Origin of the sequence: Streptomyces sp. NBC_01017, from assembly GCF_045162795.1 — a bacterium.
In the GTDB taxonomy this organism is placed as follows: domain Bacteria; phylum Actinomycetota; class Actinomycetes; order Streptomycetales; family Streptomycetaceae; genus Streptomyces; species Streptomyces machairae.
The window spans coordinates 1,397,776-1,419,419 of record NZ_CP108683.1 but is presented as its reverse complement, the minus strand read 5'-3'; the positions used below and the strand labels follow the sequence as shown (position 1 = coordinate 1,419,419).

Genomic DNA, 21,644 nt, shown 5'->3' with positions numbered 1-21,644 from the left:
CATGGGCGCGTACGTGGAAGCCAACGGAACCACGATCTGGACCGAGAGCCGGGGTGGGGGGCCCGGTGTCCTGCTGATCGCAGGGCTGAGCGATCCCGCCGAGGCGTGGCAGGCGCAGCTCGACGGGCTGTCGGACCGGCACCGGGTCATCGCCTTCGACAACCGGGGGTCGGGGCGGACCCCCCTGCCCGACGGGCCCATGTCCGTGGCGATGATGGCCGACGATGCCGCGGAACTGCTCCGGGCTTTCCAGATCGACAGGGCGCATGTCGTCGGTTTCTCGGGCGGCAGCGCGATCGCGCAGGAGCTGGCGCTCCGTCACCCGGCGGCTGTCCGCAGCCTCGTCCTCATGAGTACGTGGGCACGAGCGGATGCCTACTTCACCGGCATGACCCGCTTCTGGCGGTGGCTGGTGGCGCAGGCGCCGGACGAGCGCGCCATGCTGGAGGCGTTCTTTCTGTGGATCTACACGCCGCGCGCCCACGCCGACGGCACGGTGGAGCGGTTCATCCAGGAAACGCTCGCCTTCCCGTACCCGCAGTCCGCCCAGGCTTTCCAGCGTCAACTGGAGGCGTTCATGCCGCACGACACACTCGACCGGCTTCCCGGCATCACGGCACCGACCCTCGTCCTGGCCGGTGAACGGGACATCGCCACGCCGCCGCGGTTCGGACGGACCGTGGCCGACGCCATCCCGGGCGCCCGCTTCGAGATCCTGGCGGGGGAGGCGCATCAGCCGTTCCAGGAGTCCCCGGACATGTTCAACGCACGGGTTGGCGACTTCTGGCGCGAGGTCGAGGATGGGATGCTGCCGAACTGAACCGGCGACAGGTGACCTCGCCGCGATGTCAGTGGCTGCTGCCAGGATGACGTACATGAGGTTGACTTCCTCCCCCTCCTGAAGGGAGGGGGATTCCCTTATGCAGGGGTTCGGCCGGTTGCCCGGCTTACGGGTTCCTGCTTCATAGACCGGCTGTTGCCGAGGTCTCCACAGGCTGACACGGCATGTCCTGCCGCGTGTTTGATGTTGATCGCTGCGTTCACGTCGGCGTGGGCGGTGTGTCCGCAGCCTGTGGCTTTGCACCGGAAGACCGCTTGGCTTTCGCGGTTTGTTTCGGTGACAAGGCCGCAGGCGGAGCACCGCTGCGACGTGTATGCGGGGTTGACCTTCACCACGCGGGTGCCCGTGTACCGAGCCGCGCTGGTGAGGGCGAGTTCGAGGCGGTGCCATCCCTTGTCGAGGATGGCCCGGTTCAGGCCCTGTTTTTGGGCCACACGGCTGCCGGGCTCGGCGAGCGTGCCGGACGCGGCGGCCGTCATGTTGCGGGTCTTGAGGTCTTCCAGAACGACGAGTGCGTTCTTCGCAGTGAGGTACGCGGCCGTGACGGCGCAGAAATCCGCGCGACGGCTCGTGACCCGGCCCATGATCTTGTTCATGTGGGCGCGGACCCTGGCCCGGTTGGCGCTGCCCTTGTTCGTGCGGGCGAGTTGCTGCTGAAGGCGTCGGTAGCGGACGGCTTCGCCGGCGGTGATGAAGGGCCGGTCGAAGAACTCGCCGTCGGAGGTGACGGCCGCCGCTTTCACGCCCCGGTCGATCCCGGCCACCGTACCCGGCATGGCGTGCTGCTCGGGCGTTGTCGCCTGGTCGTTGACGAGGAACGACACGAACCATTGGCCGCCCTTGCGGCTGACGGTCGCAGACCGTATCTCGCCGCCGAGCGGGCGTGACCACCGCAAAGTGACCCATCCCAGCTTGGGCAGCTTTACGCGACCCCACTTGCGGCCGAGACGTTCCACGGTGATGAGATTCCCGGCGGGGAAACGGAACGAGGGCGCCCAACGCGCCTTCGACCGCCACCTCACCTTGAAAGTTCCGTGGTCCCGGCAGGCCCGGTCCAGATCCATCAACGTCTGCTGAAGCACGTGGGAGGGCGCCGCCTTCAACCACGAGTGGTCCCGCTTGGCGTCGGCCAGCTCGGCGGCCTGGGGCACGTAATTCATCCACGCCCCGCGCCGCCGATACTCGCGGCGCTGGTCGAGTCCGGTGTTCCACACCGCGCGACAGATGTTCCCAAACTCCTCACACATCGCAGCCTGCCCGGCAGTGAGCTTGAGCCGGTACCTGCGGCCGGAAAGCACGCGAACACCCCCTCTCGAAGCAACGTGATCACCATAGTGGAGGCCACTGACAACGCACTGACAATGCACTGAACTCCCCCGCTGCGCGGCTCCGTTGCGAGGAAGAGCCAACCCCGCCCTGAAAGACGGGCTCTGCGCTCAAGAGAAACCGATCAAGGAAGTTGCACGTCACGAAGTCGCCGAGCAGCGGATCGAGAACACCCTCGAGCGCGGGGCCCACACGGCCTTCGGTCACGCATCGGCCATGCCCCTCGACGGTCGGCCGTTGCGTCGGAGTCTGCGCGAAATGGGCAGCGATCTGCTCGACTTCGCCGCTGCCCGCACCTGCAGGACCCCGCCCTCGGCGAGCCGCGATCCCGTGCTGTCCTGCTCACGGCGGCGGAGTGCGCCCTGGGGGAGCTGACGTTGGGCTGCTTCCCCAATGGCGACTTCGACATTCCCCTCCCTCTGGTCGGCGAGACGCTCAGCAACGAGGACATCTGGTACCGGGAGCGCAGCGAACCCGCCGTCCCGGCGACCACGGCCCGGACCCGGGTCCAGGCGTTCGCCCTGTGCGTTGCCAGTGGTCTGATATGGCAGCGGGAGCGGGTGATCGGCCCGCTACTGCACGAGGACTACGCGCCCGCCATCCGTGACGGAATCCCGTACTCGGAGCGGGAGTCGGTATCCGCGCCCGGCGACCTCGCCGAGATGGACGCGCTGTGCGCCTACCTGACCGTCGTCCACGGGCCGGTGCCCGGGGCGCTGCCCGGCCCGGTCCCGCTGCGCAAGCCGGACGCGGAGGCCCGTGCGCGGGCGGCCGGGCAACTCGACGCCGGCGGGACGCCGACGCCGGATCAGCGGCTGCTGCGGGTTCTGCTCGACGACGACCAGGTCACCTTCGAACGCGCCCTGGAGGAGCGGCTCGTGGCGCACCGCGAGCACACCGGAAGCGACCCGGCCCCACGCAGCCTGCTGCCGGTGGGTGCCGTCGCGCTGGCGGCGCTGGCCTCCCTCACACACGGCTGGCAGTTGAGCGTACGGTCCGGCTACCTGCCCGAATCCCTGGTCCGTGCCCCGCAGCGGTAGCCGTCGGTAACGTGCCCGATCCGGCATTGCGGGCCCAGGTCACCGACCAGCACCTGCGCGACTGGTACCGCGAACGGGACCTGCTGCCCGACGGGATCGAGACCGTCATCGGCGCAGGGAGCTCGTTGCACGCGACCGTGGACCGCATCATGCGCGAGACGGGCCTGGACGGGGTGCCGGCGATCGACCGCTGAGGGGGACACGGGGGCGGCTGGACCGGCTGACCGATCCGGTGCCGCCCTCCCGTCCGCGTCATGAGACCCAGGACAGGCCGTCCGCAGCGACGGTGAGTCCCTCAGGAGTGGTGGGGCCCGGTTCGTCGAGCGGACTGCCGTACAAGGCCTGTTCCTGGAGGTCGTTACCGGTGCGGAAGGTGTCGGCGACGACTTGGGTGGACAGCAGGGGGTTCACACGGTCGTCGCCGGTCGTCAGGCGGTCCACCGCGCTGTTCAGTTCGGCGGACGCGGCACTCCAGTGGGCGTGGCCGGTCGCGATCACTGCTGTGTCGCCGGAAACCACACCGCCGGCCAGCTCGGCGAAGGCGGCGACTTCGTCGATGTCGACCCGGGTGACCTTCTTCGCCGACCAGAAGTACGACTGCTCGTTGCGCTCCATGTCGTAGAAGGCGATGAGGAACTCGTAGAACACGCCGTACTCGCGGCGGTAGCGCGCCTCGAACTCGGCGAAGCCGCGCTCCTCGGGGACGCTGCCGTCCAGGGCGGAGTTCACCGCGCGGGCGGCCAGCAGGGCGCCGTACGTCGCCAGGTGGACTCCGGAGGAGAGCACCGGGTCGACGAAGCACGCGGCGTCTCCGACGAGGGCCATGCCCGGTGTCCACAGTGACTTCTTCCAGTACGAGTAGTCCTTGCGCACGCGCACCCGGTCGTACGGCGGCTCGGTCGCGACCGGTACGCCCGTCAGCAGGCGGTCGACTTCCGGGCACGCCTTGATCATGTCCTGCCAGGCGCCGCGCGGGTCGTGCTGGACGGCCGCATAGTGCTCGGGTGAGATCACGGCGCCGACGCTGGTGAGGTCGTCGCGCAGCGGGATGTACCAGAGCCATCCGGCGTCGAACGCGGCGCAGAAGATGTTGCCGCTGTTCGGTTCGGGGAGGCGGCGGCCGCCGGCGTAGTAGCCGAACACGGCGAGGTTGCGGAAGAAGTCGGAGTACACGCGGGCGCCGCCGACTTGGCCGTGAATCCGGCTGGTGTTGCCGGACGCGTCGATCACGAACCGGGCGTGCGCCGTGCGCGCGGTCCCGTCGGGGCCGGTGTATTCGACGCCATGCACCCGCTCGCCGTCGGTGAGAACGCGGCGTACGGGACTGCCCTCGCGCACGTCGACGCCGACGCGTTCGGCGTTGCGCAGCAGGATCTCGTCGAACCGGGAGCGCTCCACCTGGAAGGCCGTCGCAGTGGGCTCGGGCAGGCGGGGCGTCATGGAGAAGGAGAACTGCCAGGGCTCCGGGGCGCGGCCCCAGCGCAGTGTCCCGCCGCGTTTGAGGGTGAAGCCGGCTCGCGCGACCTCGTCGGCCACTCCGAGGATGCGGCACAGCCCGTGCACGGTGGCGGGCAACAGCGACTCGCCGATCTGGTACCGGGGGAAGGTCTCGCGCTCCAGCAGGAGCACCCGGTGCCCGCGCAGGGCCACGGCCGTCGCGGCGGTCGAGCCGGCCGGCCCGCCGCCCACGACGACGAGGTCGTAGTCCGAGGTCATCGAAGGGCTCCTGTTCTCAAGTGTGGCTACGCGGCCAGGCATTCGTGAATGTCCATCGGAGTGGTGGTGTACGTCGTCACCGGGGCGTTGTTGCACGTGGTCATCCGGTCAGCCAGTCACGGATCGCCGCTGCCGTGCTGTGGGCACCGCGGTTCAGCACGGAGAAGTGATCGCCGGGCAGGTCCGCGCTGTCGTGGGGCAGCGGCCAGTGCGGCTGCCAGTCCCCGTCAGGAGCCGTCTGCCGCATGTGCGGGGTGGGTCGGCCGCGCAGCAACAGGGTCGGGACCGGCGACGGTTCGGGCTGCCAGTTCTCGAGCACGCGTGCGTAGCCGCCCCCGGTGACCAGCAACGAGTCGTCCAACTGGTCGACCACGTCGTCCGGCAGAGCGGCGCCGGCGGACATCAGGGCCAGCCCGCGAGGGTCGTTGCGGCGCATCAATCCGGCATGGGAGTCGATCAGGATCACACCTGCCGGCGGGTGTCCCGTGTGCGCGAGCCGACGGGCAACGGCGTGCGCGATCGCGCCGCCGGCGCAGTAGCCGACGATCACCGGTGCCTGGTCCGTGGGCAGAGCGCGCACGGTCTCGGCGTGTGTCCGCACCAGCGTGGCCATGCCGTCCGGGACGGCCCGGCGCGTTCCGAACCCGGGATGCTCCAGCAGGTACAGGTCGCGTTCGCCGTCGAACTGCTCGGCCAGAGTGGTGGGTTCGCGGTGGAGGGGCGAGAGGTAGTCCGGGATGTACGCCACCGGTGTGCCGCCGCCGTGAGCGAGCCGGACCGGCGGGACCGCATGCCGGGTGCGTTCCTTCTCGGAGAAGGTCGGCAGGGCGTAGGACGCGAGATGCCGCAGTCCCATCGCCTCCAACGGCCCCTGATCGCGCAGCACTCGGTGGTAGAGGACGCTGAACCGGAAAGGGGAAGAGGGCGGGGAGTGGGGGTCCGGCGCGTCCCGTCCGTCGTGCGCTTCCGCAGTGTTGTCCGCACTATCTGCCGCGGGAGTTGGTGTTTCGGAACCGTCCTGCGGCACCGCGCCCGCATCGACCAGAGCGGCGTGGACGTGCGCGGCCAACGCGGGCAGCGTGGGGAACTCCATCACGACGGTCGGAGCCAGTCGCACGCGTGTGAACGCGCTGAGGCGGTTGCGGAGCTGTACGGCAGTCAGCGAGTCGAAACCGAGCTCGGTGAAGGCCCGCTCGGCGGGGAGCGAGGCCGGGTCGGCGAAGCCCAGGACGGCGGCGACCTCGACGCGGATCAGCTCGGCCAGGGCTGTCTCGCGTTCGGTCGCGGCGACGGCGGCGAGCCGCTCACGCCATGAGCCGGGCGCCTGTGCAGCAGCCCTGACGGCCCCAGCAGCCCCAGCAGCCCCAGGGTTAGGTACGTCAGGGACGTACCGCTCGGACCGAGCCGCACGCTGTGCCACCAGGTCCGCGAGGACGGACGGCGCGGCCGGGCCGCCCGCTGCCGCGAGGTCCAGCGGGATCGGCACCAGCACCGGTTCCGCAAGGCGCATGGCCGCGTCGAGGAGTCGTACGCCTTCTGCTTCGCTGACGGACAGCACGCCGCCCTCGCCGAGGCGTGCGGGCGCGACGCGGGCCGCCATCCCTTCCTCGTCCGCGGTGGTCCACGGACCCCACGCCAAGGCCTGGGCGGGCAGCCCGTGGGCCACGCGGTGCCGGGCGAGCGCGTCGAGGAAGCCGTTCGCGGCCGCGTAGTTCGACTGGCCGGGCCGGCCCAGGACTCCGGCGGCCGAGGAGTACAGCACGAACGCGGACAGACCGAGGTCCTTCGTCGCCTCGTGCAGATGCCAGGCACCGTCCGCCTTCGGCGCGAGCACGGTCGCCAGCCGGTCCGGGGTCATGGTGTCCACCACGCCGTCGTCCACCACCCCGGCGAGGTGGAAGACCGCCGTCGGCGCCGGTCGGCAGGACGCGACCAGGGCGTCGACGGCCGCGCGGTCGCTCACGTCGCACGCCACCACGCGCACCTTCGCCGGCAGACCGCCCGCCCAGTCCGGGACGCGGCCGCCGCGGCCCGTCAACAGCAGGTGCCGTACCCCGCGTTCGGCGACCAGATACCGCGCGAGGCTCTCTCCGAGCGCACCCGTGCCGCCGGTGATGAGCACCGTTCCCTCGGGGTCCGGGGCGGGCGGCTCGGTGGTGGGCGGATCCGTGAGGACCAGGCGGGGCACCAGGACCAGACCGTCGCGCACACGGACCTGTGGCTCGCCGGATCGCAGAGCCGTCTCCAGGTCCCCCGGTGCTGTCTCCAAGTCCCCTGGTGAGGCCGGAACTCCACCCCGGTCGACCAGCACGATCCGGTCCGGGTGCTCGGACTGGGCACTGCGCACGAGCCCGGCGACCGCGGCCTCGGCGAGGTCCGGGTCGTCACCGGTGGCGTTGTGAGTGAGCACCGTCAGACGGCCCGGCCGCGCATCGGAGGTCCATTCGCGTACGGCCTCCAGCACGGCCGTGAGGAGCTCGCGGACGCGTTCGGGCGGAGTGGCGTCCGCGGGCAGGGCTGCGGCGAGTCGGGCCACGTCGAGCAGCTCGTGCTCCGTGCTCGCGTCGTGGACCGGTGCCGCGGGCCGCCAGGTGAGGCGGTATGTCTCGGCTCGCGCTGTGGCTGCCGTCGGGATCGCGCGGGTGACCATGGACTCCACGGCGGCCAAGGGCCGGCCGACGGGGTCGGTGAGGGTGACCCGGAACTCGTCCTCCCCGAGGCGCCGTACGACGGCCCGCGCCGCCGTGGCACCGGTGGCGTACACCGTCAGGCCCGTGCAGGCGAGCGGGGCCCGCGGCTCACGCGGTCGCTCGCCCGGCTCCTCGGCCAGCAGCGCGGAGTGCAGCGCCGCGTCGAAGAGAGCGGGGTGCAGGGTGTACGAGTCGGCTGTCGCCGATTCAGCAGGCGACAGCGCCAGTTCGGCGAAGACCTCACTGTCCCGGCGCCACAGGGCGCTCACCGCGCGGAAGGCCGGCCCGTAGTGGTGGCCGTTCGCCGCGAGGCGCGGATAGTCGACGGCCATCCGCTCGGCGCCGGCGGGCGGCCACGTCCCTGCCGGCTCGGTGGGCGGGGCCTGGACCGGTGCGGTCGTCGCGGTGGCGTGCCGGCTCCACGGCCCCGTGGCGCCTGCCGGGCGGGCCCAGACGGTGACCGGGCGCCCGCCCGCTGCGTCCGGTGCTCCGGCCACCACCTGCACCTGCATCCGATCCGCCGGGGACAGCACGAGCGGCTCGTGGAAGGCCAGTTCGGCCAGCCGGACGGCGCCGGGGGTGCCGGTGGCTCGGCAGGCCAGTTCGGCGAAGAGGGTGGCGGGCACCACTGTCCGGTCGCCGATCGCGTGGTCGGCGAGCCAGGGGTGGTCCGTGGTGGACAGTACGGCGGTGTGCCGGATCCCGGGCCCGTCGGCATCGTGCTGCGGCAGGCCCATCAGGGGGTGGCCGGACGGGGTGCGGTGCCGGACGGCGTTCAGCCAATAGCGCTGTCGCTGGAAGGGATAGGTGGGCAGCGGGCGCCGACGGGCACCGCTGCCCGCGTACACCGACCGCCAGTCCACCGGCACCCCGTGCACATGAAGCGCGGCCAGCGCGTCGAGTGCCGTACGCGGATCGGGGCACGACGTGAACACCGCGCCCGTGTCCGGCGCGACGCAGTCCTCGGCCGCCACCGCGAGCGAGGCGGAAGGTGCGGCCTCGACGTACGCCGTGATGCCTTCGGCGGCCAGCCATCGCACCGCGTCGGCGAACCGAACCGTCTCACGGGCCTGACGTACCCAGTGCTCGGCGTCGGTGAGCGCGTCCTGCTCCGGACGGCCGGTCAGCGTGGACACCAATGGAACGGACGGCCGTTGGTAGGTCACCGTCTCGGCGACCGCGCGGTACGCGGCCAGCATCGGGTCCAGCAGCGGTGAGTGGAAGGCGTGGCTGACCCGTAGCCGGTGGGACGGGCGTCCGATGGCGGCGGCAAGCGCAGTCACCGCGTCCTCGTCGCCGGACAGCACGACCGACGTGGGTCCGTTGACCGCCGCGACCGCCACCCGACCGGGCCCCTCACCGAGATGACGAGTGACCTCGGCCGGCGTCGCACGCACGGCGATCATCGCGCCGCCGGTGGGCAGGGCCGCCATCAACCGGCCGCGGGCGGCGACCAGCCGGACCGCGTCGGCTCGGGAGAACACACCGGCGAGGTGAGCGGCGGCCAGCTCACCGATCGAGTGACCGACCAGGTAGTCCGGCCGTACGCCCCAGTCGGTGAGCTGGGTGTGCAGGGCGACCGTGAAGGCGAACAGCGCGGGCTGCGCGTAGTCGGTGCGATTCAGCAGGGCGGCGTCGGGGGAGTCGATCACCTCCAGCAGCGGCCGGTCGAGCCAGGGCGTGAACTCCTCGCACCACCCGGTGAACGCCGCGTCGAAGGCCGGGAAGGCGGCGCGCAGTTCGCTGCCCATCCCGGGCCGCTGGGCGCCCTGGCCCGCGCAGAGCAGCGCCACCTTCGGACGGGTATGTGCGATGCCCCGCAGCAGCGCCGGTGTGTCGACACCGTCGGCCAGTTCGCGCAGCCCGGCGAGCAGCCCCTCGGCATCGGCGGCCGGCACGGCGGCCCTGTGGGAGAGGGGTGCCCTGGTGGTCGCCAGTGAGTACGAGACGTCCAGCGCCGCGGACTCGCCGGTCACATCGGCCAGCGCGGCAGCCAGCTTCGCGGCATGGGCGCGCAGGCCGGCCTCGTCGCCGCCGCCGATCAGCCAGGGCGGTGTCGGCAGACGGGTCGCCGGCACGGCCGGGGCCGGGAGGGCCTCGGCACCGGGTGCCCGATCCGGTCCTGCGCCCGGTCCCGCGCCGGCTCCGTGGGGGGAACGGACGCCCGGTTCCGTGCTCGCTCCGGCACCGCCCCCGGACCCGGTGGTCCCCGCCCCGCCCCCGGAATCGGCCACCGCCGGCTCCTCGATGATCACGTGGGCGTTCGTACCGCCGATGCCGAACGACGAGACCGCCGCGCGCCGCGGCCGTTCCCGGGGTGGCCACGGCCGCGCCCGGTCGAGCAACCGCACCGCGCCGGCGGTCCAGTCGACGTGCGGGGAGGGCTCCTCCGCGTACAGCGAGGCGGGCAGTTCGCCGTGGTGCATGGCCTCGATCATCTTGATCACGCCCGCCACGCCTGCCGCGGCCTGGGTGTGCCCGAGGTTCGACTTGACCGAGCCCAGCCACACCGGGTCGTCCGGATCGCGGTCCTGCCCGTACGTGGCCAACAGGGCGCCGGCCTCGATCGGGTCGCCGAGCGCGGTGCCCGTGCCGTGCCCCTCCACCACGTCCACGTCGGACGCCCGCAGTCCCGCGTCGGCGAGGGTCAGCCGGATCAGTTCCCGCTGCGCTTCGCCGTTGGGGGCGGTGAGGCCGTTGGACGCACCGTCGGAGTTCACGGCGGACCCGCGCAGCACGGCCAGCACCGGATGGCCGTTGCGCCGGGCGTCCGACAGCTTCTCCAGCAGCACCAGACCGACGCCTTCGCCCCACGCGGTACCGTCCGCGCCCGCGGCGAACGGCCGGCAGCGGCCGTCCGGCGACAGGGCGCGCTGCCGGCTGAACGCGACGAACGGCTGCGGACTCGACAACACCGTCACCCCGCCGGCCAGTGCGAGCGTGCACTCCCCGGCGCGCAGCGACTTGGCGGCCAGGTCCATCGCGACCAGCGAGGACGAGCAGGCCGTGTCCAGGGTCATGACCGGTCCGCGCAGCCCCAGGACGTAGGCGATACGTCCGGAGGCGACACTGCCGGACGACCCGATGCCGATGTGCGACTCCAACTCGTGCGGCGAGACGCCGTTGCCGTAGCCGACGTGCATCAGTCCGACGAACACGCCGGTGCTCGTGCCGCGCACGTCCGGCGCGGGAATGCCGGCGCGTTCCAGAGTCTCCCAGGCGACCTCCAGCAGCAGGCGGTGCTGGGGATCGGTGGCCATCGCCTCGCGTGGCGACATGCCGAAGAACAGGGGGTCGAAGTCCGCCACGTTGTCGAGGAAGCCGCCACGCCGGGTGTACGTGGTGCCGATCCGGTCGGGGTCGGGATGGTGGAGGGAGTCGATGTCCCAGCCCCGGTCGGTGGGAAACTCGCGGGTGGCGTCCACTCGGTCGGCCGCCAGACGCCAGAGGTCTTCGGGCGTAACCACCCCACCGGGGTAGCGGCAGCCGACGGCCACGATCGCCACCGGCTCGGCATGCGGACCGCGCTGCGGTACCGCCGTCGCGGCGGCGGTCGGGCAGGTGGCCGTGGGCGCGGCGGTCCGGTGCAGTCGGGCGTCCAGATAGGCGGCGACCGCGGCCGGGTTCGGGTGGTCCCAGACCAGCGTCGCCGGCAGCCGCAGTCCCGTGCGCAGGCTGAGCCGGTGCCACAGGGACATCGCGTCCATCGAGGTCAGGCCGAGATCGGCGAACGCGGTGCCGGGATCGGCGGCCGACCCGCGGATGGCCGACGCCTCCGCACACACCAGGTCGGTCAGCGCCGCCCGCCGCTCGCCGGACGTGCGGTCGGCGAGCAGTTCGAGGGTCGGCTCGGCCGCCCGCTCGGCGAGGGCCTCGCGCAGCAGGGCCCGGCGCGGCTTGCCCGCAGCGGTGCGCGGAACGGCCGGCGTGAACAGGACCTCGTCGGGGACCTTGTGCGCGGAGAGCACCGCGGCGCAGGCACGCAACAGGCCTGCCGTGTCGAGGGTGGACCGTGCGGGAACCACGAAAGCCACCGGAACCTCGCCGAGCAGCGGATGCGCCCGCGCCACCACGGCCGCGTCCCGCACCCCGGGCAGGCCGCGCAGCACCTGCTCGACCTCGGCCGGGTCGACGTTCTCGCCGCCGCGTACGATCCGGTCGCCGACCCGCCCGGTGACGCTCAGGCAGCCGTGCTCGCCGAGCCGGCCCAGGTCACCTGTCCGGTACCAGCCGTCGCGTACGGCATCGGCGGTCTCCTCGGGCCGGTTGTGGTAGCCGAGCATGACGCCGGGACCGCGGACCCAGATCTCGCCCTCCGCGCCGTCGGTGACCGTCCGTCCGCTCTCGGGATCGACCAGGCGAACGTCCGTACCGGGCAACGGTGGCCCGCTACTCCCGCGTACCGAAGACCCGTCGGGCAGCTCCATCGCGATCTTGCCGCAGGTCTCGGTGCTGCCGTAGCCGTCGAGGAGCGGGGCACCGAACCGTGTCCCGACCTGCTCCCGCAGATCCGGCTCGCTGGGCGCGCCGGCGGTGACACAGAACCGCAGGCCGGGCACCGCCTCCAGACCGCCATCGAGCAACTGCCGGTACGTGAGGGGAACTCCACCGAGGACGGTGGGCGCGTACTCCTCGACCAGCCGGACCAGTTCGCCAGGCTCCGGTGCCGCAGTGATCCGCGCGCTCGCACCGGCCACGGTGGTCCCCAGTACGCACAGCGAGTGGGCGTAGGTGTGCGACAGAGGCAACGGCCACAGCACCCGGTCCGTCGCCGACAGCCCGAGCCGGGGGACGTAACAGGCGACGGAGGACCAGAGCGCGGAGCGCTGGCTGGACACCGCGGCCCTGGGCGTGCCGCTGGTGCCGGACGTGTAGAGCAGCCACGCCGGTTCGTCCAGGCCGAGATCGTCAGGGGGCGAGGCCGGGGTTTCGGCGACGAGGTCCTCGAATCGCCTGGCGCCGTCCGGCAGTTGGCCCTCGCCGGTCACCACCAGCCCCGGTTTCCGACCTGCCGTCAGCCGGGCGATCCGCGGCAGGTTCCGCCGGTCGGTGACCAGTACCTCCGGGTCACAGTCGGCCAGCAGCGCCGCGAGCTCTGCGTCGGTGGCGCGAGAACTGAGCGGCACACCGACGGCGGCGGCCCGAACGGTGGCCAGGAGACCCTCGACCACCTCCACGCTGTTGTCCAGGCATAACGCCACCGTGGCACCCCGGCGGACCGCCAGCCGCACCGCCAGTCGAGCCGTCCGACGCTCCAGTTCGGCCCAGCTCACCGCGCGCCGGTCATCGGCGAACGCGACCTTGTCGCCATGGCGTAAGGAGTTCTCGACGAGCAACTCCGGCACAGACCGCACCTCGAACACGTCCGCCACACCCACCAGGCATCCCCCTCGTCCGGACCGCGTCGACTTGTCGATCAGCGTACGGCGCGGGAAACGGTGCGTGGCGGCGAAGGCCTGTGATTCCGCCGGGGACCTCGCTCACGACCTCAAGGGCGGTCACCGCCACCGAAAGGTCGCGGTGACCGCCCTCGACGAGTGCCGCCAGGTCAGGAAGCGGGCGTTGGGTCAGTCGGCGTAGACCCGGCCGTCCTTGATGACGAAGTGGGTCGGCTCGGAGCAGCCGAGGGACGGAGTGAGGAGCAGGCTCACCGCCAGCGGGGCGGGTTCGGTGCTTGCGGTGGAGAGTTGGCAGACGGCGCCCGCGCCGGTGAGGGGGAACCAGAACCAGCCGTCCACGTCGCCCACGGTGACGCGGTCCGACTCCTTCCAGGTGCCGTCCGACTGCGTGTAGACCTGCAGACGCACGGAGGCGGCGTACTCGTCCTGCGTCGAACGCAGAGCGGTGAGCGTGATCTTGTAGTCGGTACCGAGCACCGACGAGGCGATCTGCCGTGTCTGCGGTGCCGCGGCTGCCGTGCCGGCCGTCGACGATCCGGCGCCGGCGGCGCCGAGTGCGGCCGCCATCAGCATCGTGAGGGCTACGGCCGTGCCGCGGCGGGTGCGGGTGCGTGTACGCATGCGTGCCAAGCTCATGTGTTCCCCCGTTGGAACGAGTTGGGAAGAAACGCTCGGAGGCGTTCCGGTCAGAGGTGAAGACACGTCACCTCGGTCAGGGGTTGTACGGATTTTCGGCCGCGGGCGGGGGAGCACGGATGTCATCCCTGACATGATCGGTGACATGAAGGTAGTAGTGATCGGGGCGAGCGGAACCATCGGCAGTGCTGTCGCCGGGGCGTTGGAGGCCTCTCACCAGGTGGTGAGGGCATCGCGTACCGGCTCGGTGAAGGTGGACCTGGAAGATCCGGCCTCTCTGGACGGTCTGTTCGACGAGGTACCGGACCTCGACGCGGTGGTGTGCTGCGCCGCCGGCGGCCCGCTGGTGGAACTGGCATCGGCGGGGGACGATGAGATCACCGCGGCAGTGCAGGGCAAGCTGCTGGGGCAGGTCGCGCTGGCCCGGCGTGCCATACGGCATCTGCGGGACGGCGGCTCCGTCACCCTGACCGCGGGCACCTTTCCCGCTCCGCTGCCCGGCGGGTCGCTGGGTGCTCTCATCAACACCGGCCTGGAGGGCTTCGTCCACAACGCGGCTGCCGAGCTGCCCCGGAACCTGCGGATCAACGTCGTCAGCCCCGGGTGGATCAAGGAGACCCTGGACCGCCTGGGCATGGACCCGGCCGACGGTGTCCCCGTCGCGGACGTGGCCCGGGCGTACGTGGCCGCCGTGGAAGGCACCGCGCAGGGCCGGACCATCCGCCTGCCCTGACCCGGGCTGCGGATCTCCATCGGCGTTCGTCAGGACGGCGTCTCGTCGGCGGGCTACCGTACAGAAACGCTGCGTTGCCCACGGTCGTCCGAGGAGGAACCCTGTGTCATCGCCCTGCGATCCCGAGAACGCTCCCGTCGGCGATGTGGGTGCAGCGCTCATGATGATCGACTCTCGGCTCAGAACCATCTACGCGGGCAAGGCCGAGACCGACCCCGAACAGCAGCAGTTGGTCGACCAGTTCATCGCGTCGCTGGGTCCCGAGGAAGTCGATGACCTGGTGGACGGCGCGTGCACGCTGATCTACATGTTCATGCAGTGGCTGCGGATGGCCTACGAGGACCATGACAGGGACGTCATCGAGTCCGTGGTGCCCAGTTTCGTGGGTTCGCTGCGCATGATGCCCAAGAGCATCCCTCCGGAGTCCATCCCCACCATGGCCGCCCTGGTCGTCGCGGCCGGCACCGGCCTGAGCCCCAGCCTGTGGCGCAAGCAGTTCGGCGACTGGACCGGGGACGAGATGAACCCCCTGGAAGCCACGGCGTTCCTGCTCGCCGAGCACATCAACCGGATCACCGACGACCGCGACTTCGCCACCCGCATGATCACCGAAGCTCTGTCCAGCTCGAACATGGACTGACGCAGAGGATGACCTGAAACCGGCCCGCAGTCACCCCCGCCCACCGGTCCAGACCAGTGGCGGTCGAACCGGAGCCCCCAAGCAGCCCGTGGATGCCGGATTCCCCCCTCTCACCTGGGCCGCAGAGCCCGAAGCACCCCCCCCGCGGTCGTCCGTGATCCACCGCCAAGGGTGCCGTAAGCCCGGATGGGCCGTTTGCCACGCACCTGCGTTTTTCCGTCAGGTTGCGCAGCAAGACCACGAAAGCTCCACAGATACCTCACTATTTGACGCGACGGATGCGTCGACGACCGGTCTCTGAGGGGGAAGCCGGCGTCACGCGCGGGGGTGCGTTCGCTCAGCGGAGCCGTGCTCGCCCCTGCCCTGGGAGGGGACAGCACCGCATGAAGCGGACCTTAAGCACCACTCTGCTCACGACGGGCGCGCTCATAGCCGCCTTCGGTGTACCGGCCGCATACGCCGCGGACCCGCCGCCGCCCCGCATCGACCTGCGGGTGCTCGTCGTCAGCGATGGCGGCCCGGCCACCGACGCCATCGCCGCCGAACTGGACACCGCGGGAACCCCGTACACGGAGGTCGACCTCACGCAGTCCGGCCGCCCGGTGATCGATGCCGGATATCTCGCGGACACCGTGGACGGCCGGGACCGCGCCAAGTTCCAGGCGGTCGTCCTGCCCAACGACAACCCGTTCCCCGCGAACTCGCCCGAGATGGCCGCCCTGGTGGCCTACGAGAAGGCCTACGACATCCCGCAGGTCGACGCGTACACGTACGCCCGCCCCGAGGCCGGACTCCAGTACCCGGTGTACGGCGGCTACTCGGGCAGCGTCGACGGCGTGCAGGCCCAGGTGACGGACGCCGGGAGGGCGGGTCCGTTCGACTACCTCGACGGTCCGGTGCCCTTCGAGGACAACTCGCCCACCGTCGGCGAGAGTTACGCCTTCCTGTCGACCCCGATGACCGGCGCCGACTTCACCCCCTACGTCCAGGCGCCGATCCCGGGCACGAGCAAGCAGGGCTCGCTGGTGGGGGAGTACCGGCACGACGGGCGGCGTGAACTCGTCGTCACCTTCGTCTACAACCAGTACCAGCAGCAGTTCCGGCTGCTCGCCCGCGGCATCGTCGAGTGGATGACCGGCGGGGTGCACCTGGGCGCCTCCCGCAACTACTTCGCCGTACACGTCGACGACGTGTTCGCGGCCGACGACCGCTGGAACTCCACGCTCAACTGCACACCCGGCGACGTGGACTGCACCGACCCCGATGCCACGCCCGACCCGATCAGGATGACGGCCGCCGACGTCGACCACGCCGTCACCTGGCAGCGCGAGCGCGACTTCACCCTCGACCTCGCCTACAACGGCGCCGGCAGCGTCGACCACCGCGAGGACAACAACGGAGCCGACCCGCCGGCCGACCGGCTCATCTCCGAACGCGCCGAGTTCCGCTGGATCAACCACACCTACACGCACGCCTTCCTCGGCTGCGAACAGGACACCTCGGTGGTGCCGTGGCGGTGCGCCACCAACGCCGACGGCAGCACCAAGTGGGTCAGCCGCGCCGACGTCGCCGACGAGATCGCCCACAATCAGGTGTGGGGGCAGCAGGCCCAACTGCCGCTGTCCGACAATGAGTTGGTGACCGGAGAGCACTCCGGACTGCGGGTGCTGCCGCAGCAGCCGGCCGACAACCCCAACCTGGCGCTCGCCCTCGCCGACACCGGCATCGGCTGGCTGGCCTCGGACAACTCCCGCGAGCCCGGCCAGCGACAGGTCGGCCCCGCCACGACGGTCCCGCGCTACCCGATGAACATCTTCTACAACGCGGGCCGGGCGGCCGAGCAGGTCGACGAGTACAACTGGATCTACACCAGCCGCGCACAGGGCGGCAGCGGCATCTGCGAGGACAACCCGGACACCACGACCTGCCTGCCCGCGCCGCTCGACACGGCCACCGGCTACGCGCAGCACATCGTGCCCCTGGAGCGGCAGATCGCCCTCGGCCACGTCCTCGGCAACGACCCCAAGCCGCACTTCATCCACCAGTCCAACCTGGCCGAGGACCGGATCGCCTACCCGGTCCTGGACGGTGTGCTCGACACCTACGACACGCTGTTCGCGCACAACACGCCGATGGTCAACCTGCGGATGAAGGACATCGGCAACGAGCTGAAGCAGCGCGCCTCCTGGCGGACCGCGGTGGGCGACGGGCAGGTCACCGCCTACCGGATCGGCGACACCGTCACCGTCGACGGCCCCGACGGCATGGCCGTCCCCGCCACCATGCCCGAGGGCACGACTCGGGCCGGCTCGGCCTTCGGCGAGGCGTACGCGGGTGAACGGTCCGGGTGGACGACCCCGGCCGCCGAGCCCCTCACCCTCACCCTGCCGCAGTCCGCGGCCTCCACCACGGCCACCGGCACGGGCGGTTCCGCGCCGGCCACCGGCCCGGCACCGGACGCCCGCGTGCCCGAGGGCGTGGCCGAGCCGGTCCTTCCCGCGGGGAGCTGACCGGCGTACCGGCAGCGAGGTCCCGGCCGCCCGTCGGCAGGCCCGGACCGGCACCCCTCCCCACACCTCGGCCGTGGAGCACATCAATGCACGTTCACCACGGCGCGCGACGCAACGACGCCGCGCGCGTCACCCTGCTCACCGAAGGCACCTACCCGCACAGTCACGGCGGCGTGAGCGTCTGGTGCGACCAGCTCGTCACCGGCATGCCCGACATCGAGTTCGACGTCATCGCCGTGACCGGCACCGGACGGGAGCCGATCGTGTGGGACCTCCCCGACCACGTCCGCGACGTCCTGTCCGTCCCCATGTGGGGCTCCGCTCCGGAGGGCCGCCCACCGCGCGGCCGGTCCCGGCGCAGGCTCACCGGCGCGTACGAGCGGTTCCTGACCGCACTCGTCGACCCCGGCGCCGAGGACGGCTTCGCACCCGCCCTGCACGCCATGGCGTGGGCGGCGGCGAGCGGCGAGCTCAGCCCTTTCCTGCGGGGCGACACGGCGATCGCCATCCTGACCGCCGTATGGACGCGTCCCGGGCTGGCCGTGCGCGAGGCGCGGCCGACCCTGCACGACGCGCTCACCGCCACCGCTCTGCTCGAACACGCGCTGCGCCCGCTGGCCGCACCGGCCCCGCAGGACGGCGTCGCACACGCCGTCAGCGGAGGTGTCGCCGTCCTGCCGGGGCTCGCCGCCCGCGAGCGGCACGGAGTTCCGCTGCTGCTCACCGAGCACGGGGTCTACCTGCGCGAGCGCTACCTCGGATACCGCACCGCGCCGTACCGCTGGCCCATCAAAGCGGTGATCCTGGGCTTCTTCCGGCTGCTGGCCGAGGAGAGTTACCGCCAGGCGGCCCTGATCACCCCGGGGAACCGCTACAACCGGCTGTGGGAGGAGCAGGGCGGCGCCGATCCGGAGTCGATCCGCACCGTCTACAACGGCGTCGATCCCGCCGCGTTCCCGCCGGCCGGTCCGGAGCCGGAGGCCCTCACGCTGAGCTGGGCCGGGCGCGTCGACCCGATCAAGGACCTGGAGACCCTGATCCGTGCCTTCGCGCTGGTCCGGGACCGACTGCCGGACGCCCGCCTGCGGTTGTTCGGGGGCACGCCCCGGGGCGGAGAGGCGTACCGCGAGCGCTGCGAGGCCCTGGCCGCCGAGCTGGGGCATGGCGACGCCGTGACCTTCGAGGGGCGCGTCGACGACATCAAGGACGCCTACGCCGCCGGGAACGTGGTGATGCTGTCCAGCATCAGCGAGGGCTTCCCGTTCACGCTCATCGAAGCCATGTCGTGCGGCCGGGCGACCGTGTCCACCGACGTCGGAGGAGTGCGCGAAGCCGTCGGCGACACCGGTCTCGTGGTGCCGCCGCGCGACCCGGCGGCCATGGCCGCCGCCGCGCTGGAGCTGCTGGACGATCCCGTCCGGCGCCGGGCGATGGGCGAGGCGGCGCGGCTGCGGGTGATCGAGCAGTTCACCCTGCGGCAGACCATCGACACGTTCCGTGCCATCTACCACGAACTGGCGGCAGGCAAAGCAGAGTTGCCCGCCAGAGTCGTGCTGCCCGCTCCGGCGGTCACCGGCACGAGGAGCCTCACCGGATGAGCGGACCGATATCCCTCGAACCCGGCGACGCAGCGCAGGACACCCTCGCCCTGCGGCTGGCCGAACCCCGCCCGCCGCGCCGCCGCCCACGCTGGGCCCTGGACGACGCCACACTCGCGATACGGCTGCCCGGCCACGGCCCCGACGAGGAGGCGGTCAGCACGCTCGCCGCCGAACTCGCCGACGCCATAGGGCCCGCCGTCCATCCCTACGAGGTGGCGGCGCTCCTGGAGGCGGAGGGCCTGTCCGCCTCGCTGATCAAGGAGCGGTACGGCCACCCCAACCTCTTCTCGCTGGCGACCGCGCTGTACGAGAGGGTGCCCCGGACGTTCCCCGAGCCGCCGCCGGCGACCGACCCGTGGCGTCCCGACACCCTGCGCTGCCTGCTGCGCGGCGTGCTCTTCGCGCTCCCTGCCCTGGCCTACCTGCTCATCGCGCCGCTCTGGCCGATCGACCGGCACGCGCCTGTGCTCATCGTGGCGGGCATCGCCTCGTGGGCGTGGGGACAGGCACTGGGCCATCGCGCGCACCTGCGGCTGGTGACGGGACGCCGGGAGGCGTCCGGCACATTGCTGACCGGGTCCGTACTCGGCGTCGCGGTGGCCACGGCCCTCGCCGCGCTGCCCGCCGACGGTGCGATGGCCGTCGGAGTGGCGGCCGCCCAATCGCTGTATCTGGCCGGGGCGAGCGTGCTGCTCGTCCTGGGCCGCGAGCGACTGCTCCTGGCCGCGCTCAGCCCGCTCATTGCGGGCGCCGCGGTGCTCCCGTGGTGGGAGCCCGGACCGCTGCTACGGGTCGGGCTGCCTCTCCTCGCCCTGCTGGCCACGACGGTGGCCGCCGGACGAGTCCTGTGGGCGGGGCGCGCGGGCCAGGCCGCTTCCGACGCCGGGCGGCCGCGACTTCGCGCATCCCTGCCGTACGGCCTGTTCGGACTCGCCGCGGCGGTGCTCGTCATGCTGGAAGGCCGGCGGCAGCCGTACGCGGTGATCGCACTGACCCTCAGCATGGGCCCCGCCGAGTGGCTGCTGTACCGCTACCGCGGCTGGTCGGTCGCCGCGTTGCGCGTCAGCGCGACCCCCGGCACCTTCCTGCTGCGCTCGGCCGCCGTGCTCGGCCTGTGCCTGTCCGGCTATCTGCTGTTGCTGCTGCCGGCCGCCCTGCTCACCGACTCCGAGGCCTCGCTGCTCCTGCTCGCGGCGGCCCTGTGGACCGCTCTGCTCCTACAGGCGTTCGGGGTGGCCTGGCCGCCCGCCGTTCTCTGCCTGGCCGCCGCCGGCGCGGCCGGAGCGGTGACCCTGCTGCACCTGCCCCCGGGACCGGCCGTACTGCCGGCCGCCTGCGGTGTGGCCGCCGTCTGTCTCGCGGCCTGCGCGATACGCCTGCTCGGCCGGCCCTCCCCGCACGCCTGACCACGCGAACCACCCCTGTCAGACCCGGACCCGCAGCCCGTCCACGCCGGGTCTCCCGTCTGACGACCACTACGAAGGGACCAAGAGTTGACCTCCGCACCGCTCGCCGCAGTCACCGGAGCCGAAGGCTTCATCGGCTCGCATCTCACCGAGGCGCTCGTCGCCTCCGGCCACCGCGTGAGGGCCATGGCCCAGTACAACTCCTTCTCCTCCTACGGCTGGCTGGAGACCCTGCCCGCCGACGTCCTCGACCAGGTGGAGATCGTCCTCGGCGACGTACGGGATCCCGGCTCGGTACGCGGCCTGCTCGACGGCGCCGACTGCGCGTACCACTTGGCCGCGCTCATCGCGATCCCGTACTCCTACCAGGCCCCGCACAGCTACGTGGACACCAATGTCACCGGCACGCTCAACGTGCTGGAGGCGGTGCGCGCCCTTCGGACCCCGCGCCTGGTGCACACCTCGACCAGCGAGACGTACGGCACCGCGCAGACCGTGCCGATCACCGAGGACCACCCCATCAACACGCAGTCCCCGTACGCCGCTTCGAAGGCGGGCGGCGACCGGCTGGCCGACAGCTACCACGCCAGTTTCGGCACCCCCGTGGTGACGCTGCGGCCCTTCAACACCTTCGGCCCGCGCCAGTCGATGCGCGCCGTGATCCCCACGGTCATCGGCCAGGTGGCGGCCGGGCAGCGCACGATCACGCTCGGAGACCTGCGCCCCACCCGGGACTTCACCTTCGTCGAGGACACCGCCCGGGCTTTCCTCGCGGTGGGCACCGCGCCGGCCGAGCAGGTCGTCGGCCGCACCTTCAACGCCGGGACCGGCGGCGAGATCTCCGTCGGTGACCTCGTCGCGCTGATCGGCAAGGTCATGGACGCCCCCCTCGACGTCCGCGAGGACCTCGAACGCCTGCGGCCCGCGGCCTCCGAGGTGATGCGGCTCGTCGCCGACGCGACCCGGCTGACCGCGGCGACCGGCTGGCAGCCCGGCCACACGCTGGCGGAAGGGCTCGCGCGAACCGCCCGGTGGTTCGTCGATCCGGCCAACCTGGCCCGCTACAAGACCGGCATCTACAACATCTGACCCGCCCGGCACGCACC

13 protein-coding genes are annotated in these 21,644 nt (G+C 71.9%); 9 read left to right on the top strand and 4 right to left on the bottom strand.

Translation table 11 applies throughout. From position 1 onward, the window contains the following. Position 1: 1 nt before the first annotated feature. Entirely contained in the window at positions 2–820 is an 819-nt protein-coding gene (locus OG331_RS06880; RefSeq protein ID WP_406192788.1) for an alpha/beta fold hydrolase, read from the top strand. Positions 821–918: 98 nt separating this feature from the next. On the opposite strand, the gene OG331_RS06875 is transcribed toward OG331_RS06880, so the two are convergent. Beyond that, complete coding sequence (locus tag OG331_RS06875; RefSeq protein ID WP_406192785.1) at positions 919–2,139, bottom strand: RNA-guided endonuclease InsQ/TnpB family protein; 1,221 nt, start codon at positions 2,137–2,139, stop codon at positions 919–921. 405 nt (positions 2,140–2,544) lie between these two features. On the opposite strand from OG331_RS06875, the gene OG331_RS06870 reads away from it, so the two are divergent. Both OG331_RS06870 and OG331_RS06865 read left to right on the top strand, forming a co-directional pair. Continuing rightward, the gene (locus OG331_RS06870; protein WP_406192782.1) at positions 2,545–3,207 is read left to right on the top strand and encodes an Imm49 family immunity protein; all 663 of its coding nucleotides are present in this window, start codon (positions 2,545–2,547) and stop codon (positions 3,205–3,207) included. Between the two features lie 11 nt (positions 3,208–3,218). After that, positions 3,219–3,401: a hypothetical protein gene (locus OG331_RS06865; RefSeq protein WP_406192779.1), complete on the top strand. Its 183-nt coding sequence runs from the start codon at positions 3,219–3,221 to the stop codon at positions 3,399–3,401. Positions 3,402–3,459: 58 nt separating this feature from the next. On the opposite strand, the gene OG331_RS06860 is transcribed toward OG331_RS06865, so the two are convergent. The 3 genes from OG331_RS06860 to OG331_RS06850 form a co-directional block, all read right to left on the bottom strand. Continuing rightward, a complete protein-coding gene (locus OG331_RS06860) occupies positions 3,460–4,923 on the bottom strand; it encodes a tryptophan 7-halogenase (protein ID WP_406192776.1) in 1,464 nt (487 codons plus the stop codon). A 100-nt stretch (positions 4,924–5,023) separates the two neighbouring features. Beyond that, the gene (locus OG331_RS06855; protein ID WP_406192773.1) at positions 5,024–12,991 is read right to left on the bottom strand and encodes an SDR family NAD(P)-dependent oxidoreductase; all 7,968 of its coding nucleotides are present in this window, start codon (positions 12,989–12,991) and stop codon (positions 5,024–5,026) included. 189 nt (positions 12,992–13,180) lie between these two features. Next, entirely contained in the window at positions 13,181–13,633 is a 453-nt protein-coding gene (locus OG331_RS06850) for a hypothetical protein (protein WP_406192770.1), read from the bottom strand. Between the two features lie 160 nt (positions 13,634–13,793). Here OG331_RS06850 and OG331_RS06845 point away from each other — a divergent pair, with 160 nt between their 5' ends. The 6 genes from OG331_RS06845 to OG331_RS06820 all read left to right on the top strand — a co-directional run bounded on the left by OG331_RS06845 (position 13,794) and on the right by OG331_RS06820 (position 21,627). Continuing rightward, a complete protein-coding gene (locus OG331_RS06845; RefSeq protein ID WP_406192767.1) occupies positions 13,794–14,381 on the top strand; it encodes a short chain dehydrogenase in 588 nt (195 codons plus the stop codon). Positions 14,382–14,484: 103 nt separating this feature from the next. Further along, a complete protein-coding gene (locus tag OG331_RS06840) occupies positions 14,485–15,021 on the top strand; it encodes a hypothetical protein (RefSeq protein ID WP_406192764.1) in 537 nt (178 codons plus the stop codon). 383 nt (positions 15,022–15,404) lie between these two features. Next, on the top strand, positions 15,405–17,531 hold the full coding sequence (locus tag OG331_RS06835; protein ID WP_406192761.1) for a hypothetical protein: 2,127 nt from the start codon (positions 15,405–15,407) through the stop codon (positions 17,529–17,531). Between the two features lie 86 nt (positions 17,532–17,617). Continuing rightward, positions 17,618–19,129: a GT4 family glycosyltransferase PelF gene (gene pelF / locus OG331_RS06830; RefSeq protein ID WP_406192758.1), complete on the top strand. Its 1,512-nt coding sequence runs from the start codon at positions 17,618–17,620 to the stop codon at positions 19,127–19,129. Next, on the top strand, positions 19,126–20,538 hold the full coding sequence (locus OG331_RS06825) for a hypothetical protein (RefSeq protein WP_406192755.1): 1,413 nt from the start codon (positions 19,126–19,128) through the stop codon (positions 20,536–20,538). Before pelF ends, OG331_RS06825 begins: the two co-directional genes overlap by 4 nt. Positions 20,539–20,625: 87 nt before the next feature. After that, positions 20,626–21,627, top strand: coding sequence for a GDP-mannose 4,6-dehydratase (locus OG331_RS06820; RefSeq protein ID WP_406192752.1), 1,002 nt, complete (start codon positions 20,626–20,628; stop codon positions 21,625–21,627). Positions 21,628–21,644: the final 17 nt, after the last annotated feature.

What these genes read in the sequence shown, in the direction of transcription:
- pelF (WP_406192758.1), top strand. Translation starts at nt 17,618, where the DNA reads ATGCACGTTCACCACGGCGCGCGACGCAACGACGCCGCGCGCGTCACC.
- OG331_RS06860 (WP_406192776.1), bottom strand. Translation starts at nt 4,923, where the DNA reads ATGACCTCGGACTACGACCTCGTCGTCGTGGGCGGCGGGCCGGCCGGC.
- OG331_RS06880 (WP_406192788.1), top strand. Translation starts at nt 2, where the DNA reads ATGGGCGCGTACGTGGAAGCCAACGGAACCACGATCTGGACCGAGAGC.
- OG331_RS06850 (WP_406192770.1), bottom strand. Translation starts at nt 13,633, where the DNA reads ATGCGTACACGCACCCGCACCCGCCGCGGCACGGCCGTAGCCCTCACG.
- OG331_RS06845 (WP_406192767.1), top strand. Translation starts at nt 13,794, where the DNA reads ATGAAGGTAGTAGTGATCGGGGCGAGCGGAACCATCGGCAGTGCTGTC.
- OG331_RS06825 (WP_406192755.1), top strand. Translation starts at nt 19,126, where the DNA reads ATGAGCGGACCGATATCCCTCGAACCCGGCGACGCAGCGCAGGACACC.
- OG331_RS06835 (WP_406192761.1), top strand. Translation starts at nt 15,405, where the DNA reads ATGAAGCGGACCTTAAGCACCACTCTGCTCACGACGGGCGCGCTCATA.